This window comes from Paenibacillus glycanilyticus (assembly GCF_030161375.1).
Lineage (GTDB): Bacteria > Bacillota > Bacilli > Paenibacillales > Paenibacillaceae > Pristimantibacillus > Pristimantibacillus glycanilyticus_B.
Map to the genome: position 1 here is coordinate 304,193 of NZ_BSSQ01000004.1, position 21,866 is coordinate 326,058.

The following is a 21,866-nucleotide window of genomic DNA, read 5'->3' on the forward strand; positions in this document are numbered from 1 at the left end:
AGAACCTTTTTGGTTGTACGTTCGTCTACAAGTAAGGATATTGCCAATATATCACACGGACCGGGCAATTCCCACTTTTCCTCTTGTCGGCGAGCGGCATGAGGTCTATGTGGAATCCTCCAATTATTTTCGGCAGTTCGTTCATTTGTGCTAGCTGAAGGTACTGCTGTAAAATAGTACTAAATCCCCTTTTTTATGCACTCATTATTCCGCAGGAGGTATGTATTCATGGAAACCCGTCTAGCTGATATGCAATTATGTTCTTCGATTCTAAATAGCCTGAATGCTTGTATTCTCGGAAAACAAAGCGAAATTGAACGTTTGATGATAGCCGTCCTGGCGGGCGGCCATGTCTTGCTCGAGGATGTTCCCGGCACGGGCAAGACCCAATTGGTGAAAGCGCTGGCAAAAACCATCGGCGGACAGTTCCGCCGCATTCAATGCAACCCGGATTTGCTCCCGACGGATATTACCGGCGTATCGATCTACCATCCCAAACACGAGCAGTTTATTTTCCGTCCCGGTCCGGTCATGACCAATGTTCTGCTCGCAGACGAGATTAACCGCGCTACGACCAAAACGCAATCCGCGTTGCTTGAAGCAATGGAAGAGGGGCATGTCACGGTCGACGGCGAAACCTATATGCTTCCTGCTCCTTTTATCCTGCTTGCAACGCAAAATCCGATTGATTTCGACGGAACGTATGCTTTGCCGGAAGCCCAGCTTGACCGCTTCATGATGAAGCTATCGCTTGGATATCCGAATGAAGCCGATGAACAACGAATGATTCTGGCAAGAGAAGCCGGCCATCCGTCGGACCGGATCGAGCAGATTACGATGATTGACGATATCGAGAGAATTCAAAACCAGGTGCTTGCGGTTCATATGGATGAGGCCGTTGGCAACTATTTGGTTCAGGTTGTCCGCGCGACGCGAACGCATCCGCAAATTCTTCTTGGCGCAAGCCCCCGCGCGGCTATTGCTCTGTCCCGTGCGGCCAAGGCAAGCGCGTATCTTGCGCAGCGTACCTTTGTTACCCCTGACGACATCAAGCAATTAGCGGCCCATGTTCTTGCCCACCGGCTGATTCTACAGACGGAAGCGCGGATGAACGGCTTAAGAGCCGAAGATATAATTGCCGAGGTGTTGGAGAAGACGAAGGTTCCCGTCAGACTGGAGCGTTGATCGGATGAGCGCGGTGAAGGGAATGAAAACCCGTAAACGATGGAGGCTAATCGCGTTCATTTATGGAGCCGCTTTGCTCTATTTATTATTTCAAGGCGGTAAAACAGCACTCATGTTATTTGTCATCCTAAACGTATTGCTGCTATATCTCGTTCTAGGGCGATGGAGCGGAATCAGCAAGGTATCCGGCATTCGCAGCTATCGCCTAAGCGGCGCAGCGGCGCTTAGCGACCAATCCTTGACGGCGGGAAGTACGCTCGATGTCCAGCTAACGGTAAAGGTTCCGGGTGTTTACCCGATTCCTTACGTTCTCTTAAGAGACAAGCTGCTTCGGCATAACGGACAACAACTTAAGTTCGAAGCCTCGTTTGTTCCTAACTTTAAGAGGGCCGGCGAAGTGTTGTACCAGACACCGCCGCTGGAGCGCGGGGAATACCGCTTCGATTCCACGGAGTGTATCTCCCATGATATTTTTGGCTTGTTCGAGCATTCGGGCTCCTTCGGCTCGGAGGCGGTATTCAGCGTTCTTCCGCAAATCATACCGCTTCGTCAATGGCATAGTATCCAGAGCGGTTTCCGTGGACCATATTCGCATGCGGTTGCCCCGCGCGCCGCGAAAGAAACGACGCAAATTAACGGGGTACGGGAGTATTTGTACGGGGACCGGTTATCGCGGATTCACTGGAATGCGACGGCGAAGACAGGCGATTGGAAGTCGAAAGCGTTCGAGCGGGAATCGTTGCCCCGGACTCTTATCATTCTGGATCGTTACTCGGCCGACTACCCGGCCCCGGCGATGGACAAATTCGAGCTGGCGGTGTCAGCCGCGGCTTCGCTCATCGACAGCGGGCTAAAAGGCGATACGGCTATCGGCCTAATGTCCTCCGGGAAAAAGCTGACGATGCTGCCGCCGAAGTCCGGCGTGGACCAGCGCAACGTCTTGCTGAGGCACTTAACGTTTGTGGACGCGGATGCGGAGCAAGGCTTGTACAAATCCGTGATGGCAGCCGACTCGCGGCTGGAACCGGGCTCCTACGCGATTATCATTAGCGGAACCTCCGGCAAAGAAGCGATCCTGTCCATGGAATGGCTGTCGCGCAAAGGATTAACTCCGTGCCTGATGCATATTGGCGGCGTCAAACGGCTGGAAGAGCAATCGCGCCTGATGATCCGCAGCAAAGGCTGGTCTTTATTCGAGCTGAAACAGCTGCAAGAGCTGCCGGCTGTTCTGGAAGGAGGCCGGGCATGAGCCTATTATCGCGAGTTTCAGCTTTTGTCCGCCGTATAGTCGTTGTTTCGGATTGGTATATGAAGCTTTCGCAATTATTTATAGCTCTTATCGTCATCAACACTTTGCGGATTTTTGAAGGGTACTGGTGGGAAGAGACGATGGCAGCCGCCACTTCAACGCTGCTCTTAGCCGTTGCCGTGGATTGGCTGCTCCCGCGCCGAATGCGGGCAATAAGAATCGTATCGCAAGTTGTGCTTGCTGCTCTGTCAACGGTCTACTTCGTTGATTTCAAGAAAGTAACGTTGACCTTGCCCGAGCAGGAGCGGACAGTTAACGATTCGTTCCGGACGATTTGGGGTTATGCGCAGCAACTTCATCCTATGATTTGGATTAGCGGCGCATTACTGCTTATATATTTGCTATTTGACCAATGGATAAAGACAAGACCCCGCTTGTTTGGTTTTATCAGCGTGAATATTCTCGTTCTGACGATTGCGGATTCTTTCACCCCGATCTGGTTATGGGATGAGGTAGCATGGGTTGTGTTATTGGGCTTGTTATGGCTCGTTGCCAATCATCTGCATAAGCTGGAGCGACAACATCCGGGAAGCTGGAAAGAGCTGATCGAATATCCGCTTCAACTGATGTTGCCGATTGTTGTTGTCGTATCCCTGCTGATGACGGCAGGCGTGCTGATGCCTTCCATTTCGCCCGTCATTCAAGATCCATACACGGTGTGGAAAGAGTCTAAAGGCGAGAAGGTTAATGTATTTCTAGGGGATAAAGGAATCGAGGCTCCCGTAGACGTAAGCAGCAGCGACTCGAGCTCCGGTTACGGGCGGGAAGATTCCCAGCTTGGCGGCGGATTTGATTTTGATTACTCGCCGGTCATGACCATTACGACTTCCCATCGCAGTTATTGGCGCGGCGAGACGAAGACGGAGTATACCGGAGCCGGTTGGAAAGTTAACGATGAGACAAATCGCGAACGAATCGCTTCGGTCGGGAAAGACTGGGAGCTTCCTTTGATCGAAAGCCGGGATAAGGCGGAGACGATAAAGGTTGATCAAGTAGTCAAAATGGCCAAGAATGATAATTACCCGGTTTTGTTCGCGGCTTCGCCGATCACTTCCGTTCATTGGGTAGACGATCCGGATGCAACGGTATTGCCAAAAAGCTTGAAATGGGCGGTTAATGAGCAGGAGCTGATCTGGTCCGACAAACCGCAGCGGAAATTCCCGCAGAGCTATTCCGTCACTTCGGAAGTTCCTATATTAGATGAAGAAGGACTTCGCAAGACCGAGGCGGAATTCTCGGATCCCGCCGAAACGAAAGCTTATTTGCAGCTTCCGAAGTCATTGCCTTCCCGCGTACGGGCTTTGGCCATGACCATAACTTCCGGCGCGGTGGATGATTACGATAAAGCGAAGTTGATCGAGAACTATCTTCGCACGAATTACCAATATACGAATAAGCCTGATAAATCGAAGCTGAACGGTGACAGCAAGGATTTCGTTGACCAATTTTTGTTCGAGCTGAAGGAAGGGTACTGCGATTACTTCTCCACGGCGATGGCTGTATTGTCCCGGTCCGCCGGCTTGCCGACACGTTGGGTCAAAGGGTTCGCGCCCGGCGTGCTGCCGGCCTCCGAGTATGTGCCGCAGGCCGGAGGGATTCCAACCGGAGCGGAATTGAATCCGGATGGTGCGGGTACGTATACGGTACGCAACTCGGATGCCCATTCTTGGGTGGAAATTTATTTTGACGGCTATGGCTGGATTCCGTTTGAACCTACGGCTGGATTTACTTTCCCGTATTCGGTTACCGAAGTTAAGCAGGAAGCGCTGCCGACACCTTCTCCCGAAGTGAAGACGGATCCGGTGACAGAGGAAGTTGCCAATAACAAGGCCGGAACGAATTATTCGGCGATTATTTGGATCGCGGCAGCTGTCGTGGTCGTTGCCTTGCTGCTTCTGGCGTTCATTCGCCTGCCTTGGATCCGTTCCAGGTACCGTTCGTACGGCGGGAATGACCGGATTGTATGGGAGACCGAAAAGCTGCTCCGCTTGTGCCGGCGCAAAGGTTACGACCGCAAGGAGCATGAGACATTGCGCGAAGCGATCCAGCGGTGGTCGCCGAGCCATAAACGGCTGAATCAGTTATTCCATGAGGTAGTGGATGATTTCGAGCGGGCCAAATACAGCAGCGTACAGTCTACCGGCGCAGATACTGACCGTTTTATATTGAAGATAAAAGCGATCAAAGAGGAATTATGATAAGATATCCTTTCATGAGGTAAGCTTAAGCCGCTCGCTGCACGCGAGCGGTATTTCTTTGCAACAAAATCCGAATATATGGTATAGTTTCGTAAGATAGCAGGAGAAGTGCGAAGAGCAAAGGGGTCAAAGACAAGATGTTCGAGAGATTATTGCCGCATTTACGCGTAAATTCGGTGTACGATATACAGCTGGACGAGTTGTACAACAAAGGTGTCCGCGGTATTATCACCGATCTTGATAATACGCTCGTTGGAGCGCGCGAGCCGCTTGCGACACCAGAGCTTACGACATGGCTGGCACAAGTTCGGGAATATGGCTTTAAAGTTGTGATTGTGTCGAATAATAATAGGACGAGAGTGTCCAAATTCGCCGATCCGCTGGGCATTCCTTTTATTCATGCCGCACGCAAACCGGCGAACAAATCGTTCCATAAAGCGCTAAGCGTATTGGGACTGCCTGTGGAGCAGACCGTTGTGCTCGGCGACCAGATGTTAACGGATGTGCTTGGCGGGAAACGTATGGGACTTTATACGATTCTGGTCACGCCTATCGCTCCTGCTGACGAAGGAATCATGACCCGCGTGAACAGGAGAATTGAACGGTTTGTTCTTTCTCGCGTACGCAAAAAAGGGACATGGTATGAGGAGGATACAAAGTGAGAGAAGAGCAGCATAGTCAGTCGCATGCATGCGCGGGCTGCGGAGTAAAGCTCCAGACGGAACGTCCGGAAGAGTCGGGTTATTTGCCCGAAGCGGCATTAAACCGCGAACCGGTCATTTGCCAAAGATGCTTCCGCATTCGTAATTATAATGAAGCTTCATCGATAACGGTCGACCAGGATGATTTCTTGCGCCTGCTTGGCAGCATCGGGTCGACGGACAGCCTTGTTGTCCATATTGTCGACTTATTTGATTTTGAGGGCAGTTTGATTTCCGGCCTGCAGCGGTTTGTAGGCAATAATCCGGTCTTGCTCGTTGTGAACAAGATCGATCTTTTGCCGAAGGCAGTTAACTTGAACCGTCTTCGGAACTGGGTACAGAAGCAAGCGAAAGCGGAAGGGCTGCGCACGGTGGACGTTGTTCTGTGCAGCGCTAAACGCAATATCGGCTTCGATCATGTGATTGAAGCGCTGGAACATCATCGCCATGACCGGGATGTCTATGTCGTTGGCGCGACCAACGTCGGCAAATCGACCTTGATTAACCGGCTGATTCGCGATTACAGCGATATGGAACGCGAGCTTACGACTTCCCGTTACCCGGGAACAACGCTCGACGCGGTCCATATTCCGCTCGATGACGGCAAATCGATTATCGATACTCCGGGCATTATTTATCCGACCCGGATGACTGAAATCGTACCTCGCGGCACTTTGCAAGCCTTGCTGCCGGATAAGCCGATCAAACCGCTTGTTTACCAATTAAATGATCAGCAGTCGCTGTTTATTAACAGCTTGGTGCGGTTCGACTTTGTTGAAGGTGAACGCCAGTCGTTCACGCTGTACATTTCGAATGCGCTGAACGTGCATCGTACAAAGCTGGAGCGGGCTGAAGAATTGTACAAGGAACACCGCGGCGAGCTGCTTGGAGGGCCTTCGCCCGAAGAATTGGACGAGATGCCGGCTTGGACTCGCCATTCGATCCGGATTCCGCGCAACACCAAGAAGGACGTCTTCATTTCCGGTCTTGGCTGGATTCAAGCTAACGGAACATCCGGGGCGATTGTAGATATTTATGCGCCTAAGGGGATTAAGGTACTGCTTCGCGATTCGCTTGTATAGACGAGAGAGGGGAACGGGAACATTGACGGTAAGCGACCATGGGATTACGGGAAACCGGATTGACAGCCAAACGGTGTTGTATGGCGTGATCGGCGATCCGATCAGACATTCGAAATCGCCGATTATGATGAATCGCGCATTTCGCGAGACGGGGATTAACGGTGCCTACATGGCCTTCCATATTGCCCCGGACAAACTCGGAGATTTCGCCGCGGCTATTCGGGCGATGGGCATTCGGGGCGTTAATGTGACGATTCCCCATAAGCTGGATATTATGAAGTATATGGATGAGATTGACGCCGGCGCGCAAGCGATTGGGGCGGTCAATACGATCGTTAACGATAACGGAAGATTGATCGGCTACAACACGGACGGTATCGGTTATGTCCGCTCTCTTAAGGAAGAAGCGGAGCCGAATCTGGCCGGTAAACGAATTGTCGTTATTGGAGCAGGCGGCGCATCCCGCGGCATCGTCTATGCGCTAGCCGGCGAGCAGCCTGTTTCCATTACGATTGCGAACCGTTCGGTCGAGCGTGCGGAGGAGCTAGCTGCGGCATTCGAGACTGTTGCGGAGGTACGAGCTGTTGCGGGTGACGGGCTTAAGGCCGCGTGCGAGGAAGCGGATATTGTGATCAATACGACTTCCGTTGGCATGCATCCGCATGTGGATGCCAGTCCGGTAGATGCGGCTTGGCTCAAGCCCGGCGCCGTTGCAAGCGATTTGATCTATAATCCGCTGCGTACCAAGTTTTTGCTCGATGCGCAGAAGCAAGGCTGCCGCGTTCACGGCGGACTTGGCATGTTTATTTATCAAGGGGCTTACGCTTTTGAATATTGGACAGGTCAATCGGCTCCGGTCGCGGCAATGCGCGAGACGGTATTGCAGTCCTTGGTCTAATAATAAGTACTAACTAGAATGACAACCCTATAGAGATGAAAGAAGGAACAACTATGTTAACAGGCAAACAAAAACGTCACCTCAGATCGCTGGCCCATCACCTGACGCCAGTGTTCCAAGTTGGTAAAGGCGGTACAAACGAACAGCTGGTCCGCCATATTGAAGAGGCCATTGAAGTGCGCGAATTAATGAAAATTTCGGTGCTGAACAATTGCATGGACGATCCGAAAGAAATCGGAGCGGAAGTGGCAGAAGCTGCAGGCGCCGAGCTGGTACAAGTAATCGGCAAAACGATTGTGCTGTACAAACGAGCGACGGAAGAGAAAAACCGTAAAATCGAGCTGCCCAAGGCTGCGAAGTAATAGCCCCTTTATTCAAAAGAGGAAGGTAGCGTTTCATGAGCAGAATCGGTATTATGGGCGGCACGTTTGACCCGATCCACACCGGCCATCTGATTGCGGCGGAAGCGGCGCGCGACGGCTGCGGACTCGACGAGGTATGGTTCATTCCAACTTATCATCCTCCGCTAAAGGATAATGAACCGGGTGTAAGCAGCGAACTTCGGCTTCAGATGATTCAGGAAGCGATTGGAGGCCAATCAGCCTTCAAGGCTCTGGATATTGAGCTGAAGCGCGGAGGTATGAGCTACTCCATCGATACGGTGCTTGAGCTGCGAAGCAGGTATCCCGGTGCCGAGTTTTCTTACATTATAGGTTCGGACCGGATCAACGATTTGCCTAGGTGGCACCGGATCGAAGAGCTGGCCGAACTCGTCACCTTCATCGGCCTTGAGCGCGAAGGTACGCCTTTGCGGCTGGAACAGCTTCCTGCGTATATCCGCGAGCGCGTGATGATGACGGCCATGCCGCCGATCGGCATATCATCGACAGATATCCGAAGCAGGGTAGAGGCGGACCGTTCCATCGCCTACCTTGTGCCGGACACCGTTCATCAGTTTATAAAGAGGAGAGGGCTTTATGAATCGTGAACAAATGATTGAATCGGTCAAGTCGCAAATGCCGGAGAAACGCTGGAAGCATGTAGAAGGGGTCATGGAGACCTCGATCCTGCTGGCCGAGCGGTACGGGGAAGACCCGGTCAAAGCGGAGCTTGCGGCTATTCTGCATGATGTAGCCAAGTATTGGCCGATCGCAAAGATGGAACAAATTATTCGGGAGCAGCAGCTTGACCAAGGGCTGCTGCTGCATGATAAAGCGCTTTGGCATGCCGAAGTTGGCTATTGGGTAGCCGAGAATGAATATGGCGTTAAGGATCGGGAAGTGCTGGACGCCATCAGGTACCACACTTCCGGCAGGGTCGGAATGACCAAGCTGGACAAGATTGTTTGTCTGGCCGATTATATGGAGCCCGGACGGGATTTTCCCGGGGTAGACCGTATTCGCGAGCTGAGCGAGACCGATCTCGAGCAAGCGCTTATCGCCGGTTTTAACTCCACGATCTCTTTCTTATTGGAGAAAGGCAATCGTATTTATCCATTAACCGTGGAATGCCGCAATGATTTAATTGAACAGTAAAAACAGGAGGTTGAGCTATGACCGTACATTCGGACGAATTGCTGCAAATTACGGTGGAGGCTGCGGAAGACAAAAAAGCGCAGCGCATCGTAGCATTAAATTTGAAAGAAATTTCGCTGGTGGCAGACTTTTTCGTTATCTGTCACGGTAATTCAGATACGCAGGTGCAAGCGATCACAACGGAAATCCGCAAACAGGCGGAGATGCGCGGCGTACGCGTAAAAGGCATTGAGGGAATGGATTCCGCCCGTTGGGTACTTATTGACCTCGGTGACGTCATTGTCCACGTGTTCCATCGCGACGAGCGCGATTACTATAATATCGAACGCCTGTGGTCCGATGCGAAGGTAGTGGAATTCGCATGAGTCTGATTGCGGGTACGATTGTAACGTTAAGGGTGGCACGCGAAGTGTCGCCCTACGGCTATTTTTTGACGGATGAAGAGTCGGAAGTGCTCTTGCACTACACGGAACTGGTTGGCAAGAAGCCGAAAATGAACGATGAAGTGGAAGTATTTATTTTCTATGATTCCGAGGACCGGATTGCGGCAACGATGAAACGTCCAAAGCTGCTCCTTGGAGAGATGGCGCGACTAAAGGTTGCCGACGTTCATCCTCGCCTTGGCTGCTTCCTCGAGTTTGGTCTTGGCCGGCAGCTGCTGCTGCCGATTTCCGAGCTGCCGGAGAAGGTGGAGTTCCGTCCGCTTCCCGGCGACGAAGTTCATGTGGTGCTTGGCCACGATAAAGCGGGCAGGCTTCTCGCTAGAACCGCGGGTGAAGACGAACTTGGACCGCTTGTATTCGAAGCTCCCCAAGCTTGGCGCAATCAGTGGGTTGAAGGCTGGGTAACCAAATCCCTTCAAATGGGCTCCTTCGTGCTTGTGGACGGCGGAGTTGTTGGCTTTGGCGTATACGGATTGATACCGGCGCCTGAACGAGTTCGTCCTCTTCGCCTTGGCGAACGAGTATCTGCGCGCGTGACGTTCATCCGCGAAGATGGCCGCGTTAATCTGTCGATGGCCAAGCTGAAGCAAGAAGGACGGATTGAAGATGCCGACCGTATTCTGGAGTTTCTGAAGGAACGTCCGGGAGGCGGGATGCCTTATTCCGACGATTCTCCGGCCGATACGATCAAGCAGCGTTTCGGCATTAGCAAATCGGCTTTCAAACGGGCATTAGGAAAGTTGATGCGCGAAGGTCAGATCACGCAAAAGGGAAGCTGGACTTATCTGGCGGATCCGTCCAAAGAAGATGCGGCACCTGCATCTTCAGACATTTCGGAGGAATAGCGGCATGGATGCATATGGTCAATTCGCATCGGTCTATGACCGGCTGATGCAGGACATGCCTTATGAAGAGTGGCTGCAATTCGCAAGGGACAGCTGGGAACGTTACGGCATGCCTAAGACGGTTGCGGATCTGGGTTGCGGCACGGGCAGCATCGCGATCCCGCTTGCCTTGTCCGGGCTCGAAGTGTACGGCATCGACTTGTCTGCCGATATGCTGACCGTTGCGCGCAGCAAATGGGATGAAGGTTCGTCCAATAACGTCCGGGCCAAGGGCAACGTGACTTGGCTGGAGCAGGATATGAGGGATTGGACCTTAGCTGTGCCCGTTGATTCGGTTATTTCTTTCTGCGACTGCGTGAACTACCTGACCGAGCCAGAGGATGTTGAAGCGGCATTTAAGTCTGCGTACGACAATTTGCGGGAAGGCGGATTGTTCCTGTTTGATGTTCATGCGCCTGAAGTGTTTCTTCGTTACGCGGAGGAGCAGCCTTTTGTGCTGGACGAGGACGAGGTGGCCTATATATGGACCTGCGAGTTGGACGAACCGCGCCTCCAGATTGAGCATCATCTGACGATATTCGCCGAGGAGCGGAGCGGCAAGTTCGAACGTTTCGAGGAAATGCACGCCCAGCGGGCATACGACCGCAGCTGGATGGAGGCTGCCCTGATGCGCGCAGGTTTTCGAACCGTTGACTGTTATGCGGACTTCGAGCTTGAACCGGCGGCGGACGGCTCGGAACGATTGTTTTTTGCGGCAGTAAAATAAATGACAGCAAACCAAATAAACAGGGTTGTCTTTCGTCACTTCCAAGTGACAGAAGACAACCCTGTTTTGAGTTTCCTTGCGTGAACGAATGATGCTCTTCTGCAGAGGGGCAATCGATTACGATTGGGGCGTTGAAATGGTGTCTGTAAGCTCCTTGGCATCTTCATCCGTCACTTTATGCGGCGGAACGAAACAGGAGCGGCAGCGGGGCTCGTAGCTCTCCGTATCGCCGATTAGAAACACCGGGCCAAGCTTTGCCGGTTTGCCATTCACGACCCGCTGGGTGAATGTTGCGTTGGCGTCGCCGCATACGGCACAAAACGAGGTCAACTTCACAATCTCGTCAGCAATCGCCAGTAAACCGCCGATATAGCCAAATTCTTTGCCGCGGTAATCCATGTTGAGGCCGTCCACGATTATATGCTTGCCTTGATAGGCCAGTTCTTCGACCAGGCCTATAATCGGCTTGCCGAAGAAGGAAGCTTCGTCGAACGCCACAACATCTGCATCGCTAGTCTCGAGCAAGATCTGCTCGACGGATGAAGGAGGCAGCTCCCGGGGCACGTTGGCCGCGGGAAGATGATAACCGATCCGGCTGACGATTTCTTCTTGGCTGAATCGCTGGTCCTCGGCAGGTTTGTAGGCCTGGACTTTCTTGCGTCCGTATTTCATCAGCTTCTGGCAGCGACGGATGAGTTCCCCTGATTTCTCCGAAAACATGGGTCCAATAATGACCGTTATGAATCCTCTCTCCATGACTTATCCCTTACCTTTACTTCAATGGTTGTATCATTTTAGCAGAATAAGTCGGAATTGCAACAGGGGTATTCGACATATTTTTTGCGTTGCCGGCACTAGATCTAGATTTTGCTCTAAACGTTTGTCTTCCAAAATCCGATCTATTCATTATTCCCTTAACGCATCCTTCAATCTGCTGTTCATGTTGTCACCGGATGACGATCCGCGGGAAGCGGCCAGTCTCAAACGTTTCGCTTCCTGCTTGAGCCGTTCGTTCTCTCTCGTCAAACCATCTATGTAAGGCAACAATTCGGGCACCGCGTAACCGGCATCCTGGAACAGCTGAAGCAGCGCTTCCCTTGCCTGTTCCGGCGTTATTGGCTTGTCCATTTGTACCTCCATAATAGCAATAAAATGTCACTATCCCATCATATCCGCATCTGTTAAAATAGTCGAGTGCCGAAAAAGGGCGAATAAATATTTTCTCCATAATTTTCATTGACGAGACCTATATATTGATGTATCATCAAATTCATCAACTACATATTGAGTTATGTAGTCAGATTTCAACGAAATTGTCAACTAGCGCATTTGACATCTTTGCTGTCAGAAGCGCTTTTATATTGCTGAAATTTCAGTAATAGCCGTGGCTTTATTCGTCTAAGGAGAGGGAACCATGCTGGTTGTTTACGATTCAAGAACAGGCAATGTGAAACGCTTTATCAATAAATTGAATATGAGAGCGATGCCCATTGGCGACCTTGATATCGTGGACGAGCCTTACGTTCTGGTCACCTATACAACCGGTTTTGGCCAGGTGCCGGAGCGTGTCATGAGCTTCCTGAACCGGAACAGCAACAACCTGCAAGGGGTATCCGCAAGCGGCAATCGGAACTGGGGAGACGGCTTCGCAAAAAGCGCAGACACGATCTCGAGCCTGTTCAACGTGCCTGTTATTTCGAAGTTCGAATTGTCCGGCACGAATCTAGATATGGAATACTTTGTCGAAAGGGTGCGAAATATTGAAACACATCGAGTTGAACAACGAATTGATGCAACGCGGAGCGGACGGCTTCTATCAATTGGATAAAGATAAAGAGGCGGTAGCCGCTTTTATGGAGGAGATCGATGCGAAAAGCGTTAAATTCGGATCCCTCCGCGAGAAGCTGGACTACTTAATCGAGAACGACTTTTACGAGAATGTATATGAGAAATATACATATGAGGAGATTGAAGCGGTGTTCACGCTGACCGAGAGCAGCGGCTTCCAATTCGAATCCTACATGGCAATTTCGAAATTCTACAAAGACTATGCAATGAAGACCAACGATAAATCGAAATACCTGGAGCAATATCCGGATCGCGTAGCGATCGTAGCTTTGAACCTCGGAGAAGGCGACGGCGCCAAAGCGCTCCGCATCGCGGAAGCGATGATCGAGCAACGCCTGCAGCCGGCGACTCCAACGTTCCTGAACGCGGGCAAAAGCCGCCGCGGCGAAATGGTATCCTGCTTCCTGCTTGAGATGGACGATTCTTTGAACTCCATCAACTACGTCCTTGGCACATGCATGCAGCTGTCGAAGATCGGCGGCGGCGTAGCGGTTAACCTGTCCAAGCTGCGCGGACGCGGCGAAGCGATCAAAGGCGTGGAAGGCGCTGCAAAAGGCGTTATGCCGGTACTGAAGCTGATGGAGGATGCGTTCTCCTACGCCGACCAAATGGGTCAGCGCAAAGGCTCCGGCGCAGGTTACTACAACATCTTCGGCTGGGACATCATCGAGTTCCTGGATTGCAAGAAAATCAACGCAGACGAGAAGACGCGGATCAAAACCCTGTCGATCGGCCTGATCATTCCTAATAAATTCTACGAGCTAGCGGCTAAGAACGAAACGCTGTTCGTCTTTGGTCCTCATTCCGTTCATAAAGCATACGACAAGCATCTCGACGACATGGACATGGATGTTATGTACGAAGAGCTGCTTGCTAACGATAAAGTTGTGAAAAAAGCCGTCATGAGCGCGCGCGACATGCTGACGAAGATTGCTTCCATCCAGCTCGAATCCGGCTATCCTTACATCATGAACAAATCAAACGCTAACCGAGTTCACGCTTTGAAGGATATCGGTCAAGTTAAGATGTCCAATCTCTGTACCGAAATTTTCCAAGTACAAGAGACTTCGACAATTAACGATTACGGCTTTGACGACGTGATTCGCCGCGACATCAGCTGCAACCTGGCTTCGCTCAACATCGTTAACGTGATGGAACGCAAGAAAATCAAAGAATCCGTCCATGTCGGCATCGAAGCTTTGACGACAGTCAGCGACGTATCCGAGATCGACAATGCTCCGGGCGTGCGCAAAGCGAATGAAGAACTGCATTCCGTTGGTCTTGGCGCCATGAACCTGAACGGTTTCTTCGCGAAGAACAAAATCGCGTACGAAAGCGACGAAGCGAAAGAATTCGCGAGCGCGTTCTTCATGATGATGAACTACTATTCGATCGAGAAAAGCATGGAGATCGCCAAAGAACGCGGCGCTTCCTTCAAAGACTTCGACCGCTCCGAATATGCAAAAGGCACTTATTTCACTCGTTACACCGAAACCGACTTCCGTCCAACATCGGATAAAGTGAAAGAACTGTTCGAAGGTATGGAAATCCCATCGCCGCAAGACTGGGCTGCTCTGAAAGAAAAAGTGCAAAAGAACGGCTTGTACCATGCGTACCGTCTGGCGATCGCGCCAACGCAAAGCATCTCGTATATCCAAAACTCGACTTCGAGCGTTATGCCGATCGTAGAGCATATCGAGACCCGTACTTACGCGAACTCGACAACGTATTATCCGATGCCGTACCTGGCTCAAGATAACTACTTCTACTACAAATCGGCTTACAATATTGATCAATTCAAGCTGATTGACCTGATCTGGGAAATTCAGCAACACGTGGACCAAGGCATCTCGACCGTCCTGCACGTGAACAGCAACGTAACAACCCGCGAACTGGCGCGCTTCTATATCTATGCGGCTCAGAAGGGGCTCAAATCGCTCTACTATACGAGAACGAAGCGTCTTTCCGTTGAGGAATGCACAAGCTGCGCCGTATAACACGAACTAATGACAAGGCTGCCGGATGACAGGTTCGGAAGGCAGCCTTCTACCAAAGGAGCAGGATTGATGAAAGCAGTTAACTGGAACCGTCCGGATGACGACTTTACGCTTACCTTCTGGCAACAGAACGTAATGCAGTTCTGGACAGACGAAGAAATCCCACTTTCCGATGATAAAATGGACTGGATGGAAATGAGCGACACCGAGCGCTCTGTATATAAAAACGTGCTTGGCGGCCTGACGCTTCTTGACACGATTCAAGGCGGCATCGGCATGCCGAAGATTCTTGAACACGTAGACGGCCTCCAGCGCAAAGCGGTACTAGCGTTTATGTCGATGATGGAGCAAATCCACGCGAAGTCGTACTCCAGTATCTTTACGACACTGGCTTCGACCGAAGAAATCGACGCGATCTTCCAGTGGGTGGAGACAAACGAGCAGCTTCAGAAAAAAGCGACTTTGATCTCTTCTTGGTACCAAGGCATCGAGACGAAGCAACAGCTGTACAAAGCGATGGCGGCTTCCGTATTCCTCGAGAGCTACTTGTTCTACAGCGGCTTCTTCTATCCGCTCTATCTGGCTGGCCAAGGCAAAATGACAAGCAGCGGCGAGATCATCGACTTGATCCTGCGCGACGAGAGTATCCATGGCCTGTATGTTGGCGTTCTGGCACAAGAGCTATTCAATGAGTTCACGCCGGAAGAGCAAACCCAAATTAAAGAAGAAGTGATCGCGCTTCTGAACACGCTCTACGAGAATGAAGTGGTCTACACGGATAGCTTGTACAGCGCGATTGGCCTCGAGGAAGAAGTGAAAGCTTATGTCCGCTACAACGCGAACAAAGCGCTTATGAACCTGGGCTTTGATCCTTATTTCCCGGAAGAACCGGTTAACCCGATCGTCTTCAACGGAATTAGCACGCATACGAAACAGCATGATTTCTTCTCGAAAAAAGGCAACGGTTATGTGCGTACCGTGCACATCGAGCAATTGCGCGACGAGGATTTCGTTTTTAATATGTAAGATCATGACAGCCGGCTCCCGAAGCCGGCTTTTTCTATGCATACGGCCGGAAAAAACGATTATAAGTCTATCCTAAAAATGGCAGTCATGTTACACTAATGGCGAAATAAAGCCCATTCTGGCAATTGCTTTCGAAGTAAGTTTTGCTTCGCAAAACTTTTGGCCAATGCTTTCGAAGTAAGTTTTGCTTCGCAAAACTTTTGAGGAGGAATCCGATTGGACAACTGCTCCATCATTACGAAGCCAGCCATTCATTTGGCCGGAATCAGCTATTGCGGTCCGTATTCCGCATTTCCGGATGAGGCCATCCGGCTGCAAAGCGACTTCTTATCCCGAAAGCATGAGTTAAACACCGTGTCCAAATCACCTGTCTTGTACAGCCCGTATTTCGGCAATGAGGTTTTTGCTTCTTATTGGGCTTGTCTCGAGGTGCATCACATGGAAGAACTGCCCGAAGGCATGGTGCAGTTCACGATACCCGAACATCGTTATGCGATGGTGGCTACCTCCAATAAACGGATTGGCGAAGCTTATGAGCAGCTGTTTGCCTGGATGAACGGGAAAAAGCTGAAAAAACACGATAGCGCGCTCGCCATTGAAGTTTTTTATATTAGCGACCAACACTGGGAAGAAGAAGAGGTTGAACTTCTTATTCCGCTCAGGGATGAATAAAGAAGAGACAGGGTACCTAGCCGGGGTCCCTGTTTTTTCTTTTTTCAATTATAATTATAATAAGAACGACGAGGAGGGCGGACAATGAAACCGATCTATATGGTAGATGCTTTTACGGATGAACCGTTCCGCGGAAACCCGGCTGCGGTCTGCCTATGCGACAAACCGGAGGATGAACGGTGGATGCAGCAGGTGGCGGCAGAGATGAACTTGTCCGAGACGGCATTTCTGGTTCCGATCGACGACGGTTATGACCTGCGTTGGTTCACGCCGGAGACGGAAGTTGATCTTTGCGGGCATGCAACGCTGGCTTCCGCTTATATACTCTGGCATACGGGCAGGTTGCGCTTCAATCAGACAGCCCGGTTTGTTACGAAAAGCGGCGTTTTGACGGTCGCCTATAATGCGGCGGACGGTTGGATGACGATGGATTTCCCCGAGGAGGCGCCTCAGCCCGTACATGCACCCGAGTCTTTAATTCAAGGACTTGGGCTTATCCCGCGATACACGGGCAAAAACCGCATGGATTATATCGTAGAAGTCGATAGCGAGCAGACGGTACGAAGCTTAAAGCCGGACCAGCAGCAGCTTATGGCGGCAGGAGGCAGAGGGGTTATCGTGACGGCGAAGGCTGCTGCAGGTTCGCCGTATGATTTTGTGTCCCGAGCTTTTTATCCGAATGCGGGAATTATGGAAGACCCGGTAACCGGATCGGCACATTGCGCGTTAGCGCCATATTGGTCGAGAAGGCTTCGCAAGCAGGCATTGACGGGTTACCAAGCTTCTAGCCGGGGAGGCATCGTCAAGGTCTCTGCGAGCGGAGGACGAGTGCTGTTAACCGGCCAAGCCAAGATGATTATGCAAGGAGCTCTGGAAGTTTAGTCTACAGGAAGCAAGGAGAGTTTGCGCTTAATGAATTATGACGTTATTTTGTTTGATGCGGATGATACGCTGTTCGACTACAAGAAAGCCGAAGATCATGCGCTAACCAGCGTATTTGAAGAGTTTGGCATCCAGTCTCCGGATACCGATTTTGTAGCATTGTACCGGACAATTAATCAGGAGTTGTGGAACGATTTCGAAAAAGGCGCCGTTTCGCTCGCCGAGTTGCGCGTAGAACGGTTCAGCCGTTTGTTTGCGGGAACGGATTTTACGATTAGCGCCGACGAATTCAGCGGCCGGTATTTGAATTACCTTGGCGAAGGCTCATTTCTAATCGACGGGGCAGTGGAGCTTGTCGAACAGCTGCGTTCCAAAGTCAGACTTGCGATTATTACGAACGGCATCCGGGAAGTGCAGCTGTCGCGTTTCTCCAAAGCAGGGGTAAACCATTATTTCGAACATATTATTGTCTCGGAGGACACGGGTTACCAGAAGCCTCATCTCGGTATTTTCGAATATACGTGGAATAAGTTAGGCGGCGGAATTGATCCAGGCCGAGTCCTCATTGTAGGAGACTCCTTAACCTCGGACATTCAAGGCGGGCTGAATAGCGGAATCGACACCTGCTGGTACAATCCGCATAACAAGCCAAATGCAACGCCCGTCAAACCCAAATTCGAAATCAAACAACTGTCCGAGGTGCTGAATCTGCTATGACCAAGACATATTCTTCTATATTATTTGACCTGGATGGAACTTTGACTGATCCAAAGCTGGGCATAACAAGCGCTATCCAATATGCTTTGCGGAAATTTGGCATTCAAGTAGATGATCTGGATATCCTTAATCCTTTTATAGGACCACCGCTTGCCGGTTCGTTCAAGGAGTTCTACGGCTTTACCGACGAGATGTGCACGGATGCGATCAAGTATTACCGGGAGTACTTCGCGGAAAGAGGGATGTACGAGAATAAACGGTACGAAGGGATCAAAGAAGTGCTTGCCGCGCTTAAGGAGCAAGGTGCTTTGTTGTACGTGGCCACCTCGAAACCTACTTTCTTCGCGGAAAAAATTATTGCTTACTTCGAATTAAGCGAATACTTCGAATTCATTGGCGGCAGCAATCTGGATAATACCCGCGTAGACAAAGGCGAAGTTATTGAACATGTGATGCAGACCTGCGGATTGAATGCGGAAGAGGCCATCATGATTGGCGACCGCAAGCACGATATTATCGGGGCTAAGAGGCATGGCATAGACTCTGTCGGAGTAGGCTATGGCTACGGCAGCGAAGAAGAGCTGAAGCTTGCGGTACCGACCTATTTGGCGGCTACGGTTGAAGAACTGGGCAAGCTGCTTGTTGGAATGGCAAGAAAATAAGCGAAATCAAATGGCAGGGAGCTGGTCAAATTTGACCAGCTCCCTGCATTATAACCGGAATGACAAGATACACAGCGCGAAGAGTAGGCAATGATACCTTGGATGGCTGCGGTGTAGCCCCTTTGTAGGATAACCCCGATTGACTCTTAAGACTTAAGAAATTCGCTTCAATCCTTCGCATCCCCCGGCCGAAAGGCCTGGCGGTGCGGAATCCCCGATAAACCGATCCAAGACAATATTCCCTCTCTTCATCCACCAGACGAACAGAATAAAGCCGATTTACCGTGCCGATATGGCCTATTGTCAATCAGCCTTCCCGAGGACCAAACCGCTTGACGGAGCGAATGCGGGCCCGTTCGATTTCAACCTCGCGATCGCGCTGCGGACTGCTTGTCACCAAGGAGGCCAGCAGTTTTTCCGCGGCGGCGGCGACCTCTTGAACGGCCTCTTGGAATGCGGCTTCATTAGCCTTGGAAGGTTGATTGAAGCCCGACAGTTTCCGTACGAACTGTAAGGAAGCCGCGTGAATTTCGTCTGTCGTTGCGGGCGGATCGAAGTTGAACAACGTTTTAATATTTCTGCACATGACCGGTCACCTTCCACTGTATAGGGTTATGGTAATGCTTGTCGAGACAGGAAGCTTTTAATCACTTGCCGCCATCATATCACTGTTTGACAGCATTGGGAAGGAAGTGCCAAACCTCGAACCTGGGATAAGCAGCATGGCGATTGCGGAAACTAACGGCCTGAAGTCCGATTGACATAAAAGATTGTTTTAGTTCATAATAATTCGCATGCGAACTAATTACGGAGGAAGCTGCAGTGGAAGAACAGCGGATCGTGGACATTTTTCAATCTTATCGCGAAATCAATCAAGCCTTCTTCCAGATCTTGTCCAAGGCGGCGAGCAAGCATAACTTGACCGCTCTTCAGCTCTTGGTGCTGCGCGTACTGCACGAAAATCCCGGTATCCGCTTGTCGGAGCTCGCCGAGAAGCTGAATGTGGGCAACAGCACGATGAGCGGAACCGTGGACCGGATGGTGAAGGCTGGCATTCTGGAGCGCGAACGGACGGAAGCGGATCGCAGGGCGATGACGATGAAGCTGACGGAGAAAGGCAAAGCGCTCTGGCGCGAGACGGATGCGACACGCATGAATATGATGCGTCCGCTGCTGTCAATGACCGAACAAGATCACCGCGAGCTCAGCCGCCTCCAGAACGAAGTATTGCGCTTACTAAAACAATCCAAGGAGGAAGCTTAAGCCATGACTACAATGGTGTCCAATCAATTGCGCAAAGGGCCGATAATGGCCTCCTTGCTCATTGCCGCGTTTGTGGCATTGTTAAGCCAAACCGTGCTTAACGTTGCGCTGCCAAAAATGATGGCAGATTTAGACGTCGGCGAAAGTACGATCCAATGGCTGTCCAACGGCTATATGCTGGTGAACGGCGTGCTTGTCCCGATCAGCGCTTATCTGATCAATCGGTTCACGACCCGGAAATTGTTCCTGGTTGCATCATCTTTATTTGCGATCGGTACGATCGTATGCGCCTTGTCGGGCGACTTCAGCTCGCTGCTTATAGGCCGGCTCGTGCAAGCATGCGGCGCCGGTATTCTAATGCCGCTGATGTCCATCGTTACCTTGACCATCTTCCCGGTCGAAGAGCGCGGCAAAGCAATGGGACTGATGGGCGTCGCGATGATTTTCGCGCCGGCCGTAGGACCAACGCTTTCAGGCTGGGTCGTTGAGCATTACGACTGGCATGTATTGTTCTACATCATCTTGCCGCTCGCGATTCTTGCCGTCGTGTTTGGCGCATTTTCGATGAAAGACGTTATTAAGACATCCCGGCCGAATCTCGACATTCTGAGCGTCATATTGTCCACGCTTGGCTTCGGTGGCCTATTGTACGGCTTCAGTGAAGCGGGTACGGAAGGCTGGGATTCAACCGAAGTTATCACTTGCTTGGCTGTCGGCGCGGTTGCACTTATTCTGTTCGTCGTTCGTTCGTTATTAATGAAGATCCCGCTGCTTGAAATGCGCGTCTTTAAGTATCCGATGTTCTCGCTCACCGCATTGATCAACGCAATCATTACAATGGCGATGTTCTCAGGGATGATTCTGTTGCCGATCTTTCTGCAGAATATCCGCCATTTCACGCCGCTGGAATCCGGATTGCTGCTGCTGCCGGGTGCCATTCTGATGGGCATCATGTCGCCAATCACAGGCATGGTGTTCGATAAGATCGGCGCGCGCTGGCTGGCCGTCGTTGGTCTTGCCATTACGGCAGTTACGACGTACGAATTCAGCCATTTGGAAATCGACTCGTCGTACAATCACATGATGCTCTTCTATACGCTGCGGATGTTCGGCATGTCCATGTTGATGATGCCGATTCAAACCGCAGGACTTAACCAACTGCCGCGCCGCCTGAATGCGCACGGTTCGGCTATGTCCCAGACGCTCCGAAATGTCTCCGGCGCGCTTGGCACGGCGATCCTCGTCACCATTATGACGAACAAAGCCGCGTCGCATGCGAAGGAGTTAATTATCGCCGGCAACGTTAACCCGACCGACAAAGCGGCTATGGGCGATATCACCGTGCAATCGACGATTTATGGCATTAACCAATCATTCGTCGTTGCTACATGGTTAACCATCGCTGCGCTTGTGCTTGCCTTCTTCATTCGCAAGGTGAAGCCTGCCGAGGAAGCGGTACAAGTACCACAAGTACCGGACAAAGCGGCGGCAGTAGCGGCAATGGAGGCAGCACCTGCAGCGGAACGCGCGAGTATGGAGGATCGTTCGGAGCGGGATGGCAACGCGGAACGCTCAGAGCGGCAAAACGCAGACGGCGACTTCCGAAATGCCATTCGCGGGTTCCTTACGCCTGAACCGGCGAAGGACAAGGACAACGATTTTAGCGATCAGGAATACCGGAAAGCGATTCTTCGCTTACAAGGCAAACCTGAACAGGATGAAAGCCAGGAAGAAATGAACGACAAGGGATACCGGGAGTCGCTTAAGAAGCTCAACCGGTCGACAAAAGAAAACGAATGAGGAATTGAGTTTGATTCCAAAGCCAAGAGAGGAGATT

At 51.2% G+C, this 21,866-nt stretch carries 24 protein-coding genes; 21 read left to right on the plus strand and 3 right to left on the minus strand.

From position 1 onward, the window contains the following. The first annotated feature begins 228 nt into the window (after positions 1-228). From QQK89_RS05900 to QQK89_RS05955, 12 genes are all read left to right on the plus strand, one after another. Complete coding sequence (locus QQK89_RS05900) at positions 229-1,185, plus strand: AAA family ATPase (RefSeq protein WP_284237558.1); 957 nt, start codon at positions 229-231, stop codon at positions 1,183-1,185. A gap of 4 nt (positions 1,186-1,189) precedes the next feature. After that, entirely contained in the window at positions 1,190-2,434 is a 1,245-nt protein-coding gene (locus QQK89_RS05905; protein WP_284237559.1) for a DUF58 domain-containing protein, read from the plus strand. After that, positions 2,431-4,692 (plus strand): DUF4129 domain-containing transglutaminase family protein, encoded by a 2,262-nt coding sequence (locus tag QQK89_RS05910; RefSeq protein ID WP_284237560.1) that lies wholly within the window; start codon positions 2,431-2,433, stop codon positions 4,690-4,692. The genes QQK89_RS05905 and QQK89_RS05910 overlap by 4 nt, the downstream gene beginning before the upstream one ends. Before the next feature lie 137 nt (positions 4,693-4,829). Continuing rightward, on the plus strand, positions 4,830-5,354 hold the full coding sequence (locus QQK89_RS05915) for a YqeG family HAD IIIA-type phosphatase (protein WP_284237561.1): 525 nt from the start codon (positions 4,830-4,832) through the stop codon (positions 5,352-5,354). Continuing rightward, the gene (yqeH, locus tag QQK89_RS05920) at positions 5,351-6,475 is read left to right on the plus strand and encodes a ribosome biogenesis GTPase YqeH (protein ID WP_284237562.1); all 1,125 of its coding nucleotides are present in this window, start codon (positions 5,351-5,353) and stop codon (positions 6,473-6,475) included. The genes QQK89_RS05915 and yqeH overlap by 4 nt, the downstream gene beginning before the upstream one ends. A 22-nt stretch (positions 6,476-6,497) precedes the next feature. Then, a complete protein-coding gene (gene aroE, locus QQK89_RS05925) occupies positions 6,498-7,373 on the plus strand; it encodes a shikimate dehydrogenase (protein WP_284237563.1) in 876 nt (291 codons plus the stop codon). A gap of 53 nt (positions 7,374-7,426) precedes the next feature. Next, entirely contained in the window at positions 7,427-7,735 is a 309-nt protein-coding gene (gene yhbY, locus QQK89_RS05930; RefSeq protein WP_284237564.1) for a ribosome assembly RNA-binding protein YhbY, read from the plus strand. A 35-nt stretch (positions 7,736-7,770) separates the two neighbouring features. Beyond that, complete coding sequence (gene nadD / locus QQK89_RS05935; RefSeq protein ID WP_284237565.1) at positions 7,771-8,361, plus strand: nicotinate-nucleotide adenylyltransferase; 591 nt, start codon at positions 7,771-7,773, stop codon at positions 8,359-8,361. Further along, positions 8,351-8,908 carry a bis(5'-nucleosyl)-tetraphosphatase (symmetrical) YqeK gene (gene yqeK, locus QQK89_RS05940; protein WP_284237566.1) on the plus strand — a complete coding sequence of 186 codons (558 nt, stop codon included), beginning with the start codon at positions 8,351-8,353 and terminating at the stop codon, positions 8,906-8,908. Before nadD ends, yqeK begins: the two co-directional genes overlap by 11 nt. A gap of 17 nt (positions 8,909-8,925) precedes the next feature. Then, entirely contained in the window at positions 8,926-9,273 is a 348-nt protein-coding gene (gene rsfS, locus QQK89_RS05945; protein ID WP_284237569.1) for a ribosome silencing factor, read from the plus strand. Next, on the plus strand, positions 9,270-10,196 hold the full coding sequence (locus QQK89_RS05950) for a CvfB family protein (RefSeq protein WP_284237570.1): 927 nt from the start codon (positions 9,270-9,272) through the stop codon (positions 10,194-10,196). Before rsfS ends, QQK89_RS05950 begins: the two co-directional genes overlap by 4 nt. A gap of 4 nt (positions 10,197-10,200) precedes the next feature. After that, positions 10,201-10,962 carry a class I SAM-dependent DNA methyltransferase gene (locus tag QQK89_RS05955; protein ID WP_284237571.1) on the plus strand — a complete coding sequence of 254 codons (762 nt, stop codon included), beginning with the start codon at positions 10,201-10,203 and terminating at the stop codon, positions 10,960-10,962. A 117-nt stretch (positions 10,963-11,079) separates the two neighbouring features. Here QQK89_RS05955 and QQK89_RS05960 read toward each other — a convergent pair whose 3' ends face one another. Then, positions 11,080-11,718 carry a thymidine kinase gene (locus tag QQK89_RS05960; RefSeq protein ID WP_284237572.1) on the minus strand — a complete coding sequence of 213 codons (639 nt, stop codon included), beginning with the start codon at positions 11,716-11,718 and terminating at the stop codon, positions 11,080-11,082. A gap of 150 nt (positions 11,719-11,868) precedes the next feature. Then, positions 11,869-12,090, minus strand: a complete 222-nt coding sequence (locus QQK89_RS05965) for a hypothetical protein (protein WP_284237573.1) — start codon at positions 12,088-12,090, stop codon at positions 11,869-11,871. A 286-nt stretch (positions 12,091-12,376) separates the two neighbouring features. Between QQK89_RS05965 and nrdI the strand changes: the two genes are divergently transcribed. The 7 genes from nrdI to QQK89_RS06000 all read left to right on the plus strand — a co-directional run bounded on the left by nrdI (position 12,377) and on the right by QQK89_RS06000 (position 18,766). After that, entirely contained in the window at positions 12,377-12,790 is a 414-nt protein-coding gene (gene nrdI, locus QQK89_RS05970) for a class Ib ribonucleoside-diphosphate reductase assembly flavoprotein NrdI (protein ID WP_284237574.1), read from the plus strand. Next, complete coding sequence (gene nrdE / locus QQK89_RS05975; protein WP_284237575.1) at positions 12,723-14,807, plus strand: class 1b ribonucleoside-diphosphate reductase subunit alpha; 2,085 nt, start codon at positions 12,723-12,725, stop codon at positions 14,805-14,807. The genes nrdI and nrdE overlap by 68 nt, the downstream gene beginning before the upstream one ends. A gap of 69 nt (positions 14,808-14,876) precedes the next feature. After that, positions 14,877-15,833, plus strand: a complete 957-nt coding sequence (gene nrdF / locus QQK89_RS05980; protein ID WP_284237576.1) for a class 1b ribonucleoside-diphosphate reductase subunit beta — start codon at positions 14,877-14,879, stop codon at positions 15,831-15,833. Positions 15,834-16,049: 216 nt separating this feature from the next. Then, positions 16,050-16,505, plus strand: coding sequence for a GyrI-like domain-containing protein (locus QQK89_RS05985; protein WP_284237577.1), 456 nt, complete (start codon positions 16,050-16,052; stop codon positions 16,503-16,505). Between the two features lie 84 nt (positions 16,506-16,589). Continuing rightward, positions 16,590-17,387 (plus strand): PhzF family phenazine biosynthesis protein, encoded by a 798-nt coding sequence (locus tag QQK89_RS05990; protein WP_284237578.1) that lies wholly within the window; start codon positions 16,590-16,592, stop codon positions 17,385-17,387. A 30-nt stretch (positions 17,388-17,417) separates the two neighbouring features. Continuing rightward, positions 17,418-18,104 (plus strand): YjjG family noncanonical pyrimidine nucleotidase, encoded by a 687-nt coding sequence (locus QQK89_RS05995; RefSeq protein WP_284237579.1) that lies wholly within the window; start codon positions 17,418-17,420, stop codon positions 18,102-18,104. Then, a complete protein-coding gene (locus QQK89_RS06000; RefSeq protein ID WP_284237580.1) occupies positions 18,101-18,766 on the plus strand; it encodes an HAD family hydrolase in 666 nt (221 codons plus the stop codon). Before QQK89_RS05995 ends, QQK89_RS06000 begins: the two co-directional genes overlap by 4 nt. 307 nt (positions 18,767-19,073) lie before the next feature. On the opposite strand, the gene QQK89_RS06005 is transcribed toward QQK89_RS06000, so the two are convergent. Further along, entirely contained in the window at positions 19,074-19,352 is a 279-nt protein-coding gene (locus tag QQK89_RS06005) for a DUF2277 domain-containing protein (RefSeq protein WP_284237582.1), read from the minus strand. A gap of 236 nt (positions 19,353-19,588) precedes the next feature. Here QQK89_RS06005 and QQK89_RS06010 point away from each other — a divergent pair, with 236 nt between their 5' ends. Continuing rightward, positions 19,589-20,029: a MarR family winged helix-turn-helix transcriptional regulator gene (locus QQK89_RS06010; protein WP_284237583.1), complete on the plus strand. Its 441-nt coding sequence runs from the start codon at positions 19,589-19,591 to the stop codon at positions 20,027-20,029. A 3-nt stretch (positions 20,030-20,032) separates the two neighbouring features. Continuing rightward, positions 20,033-21,829, plus strand: a complete 1,797-nt coding sequence (locus QQK89_RS06015) for a DHA2 family efflux MFS transporter permease subunit (protein ID WP_284237584.1) — start codon at positions 20,033-20,035, stop codon at positions 21,827-21,829. The last annotated feature ends 37 nt before the right edge of the window (positions 21,830-21,866 follow it).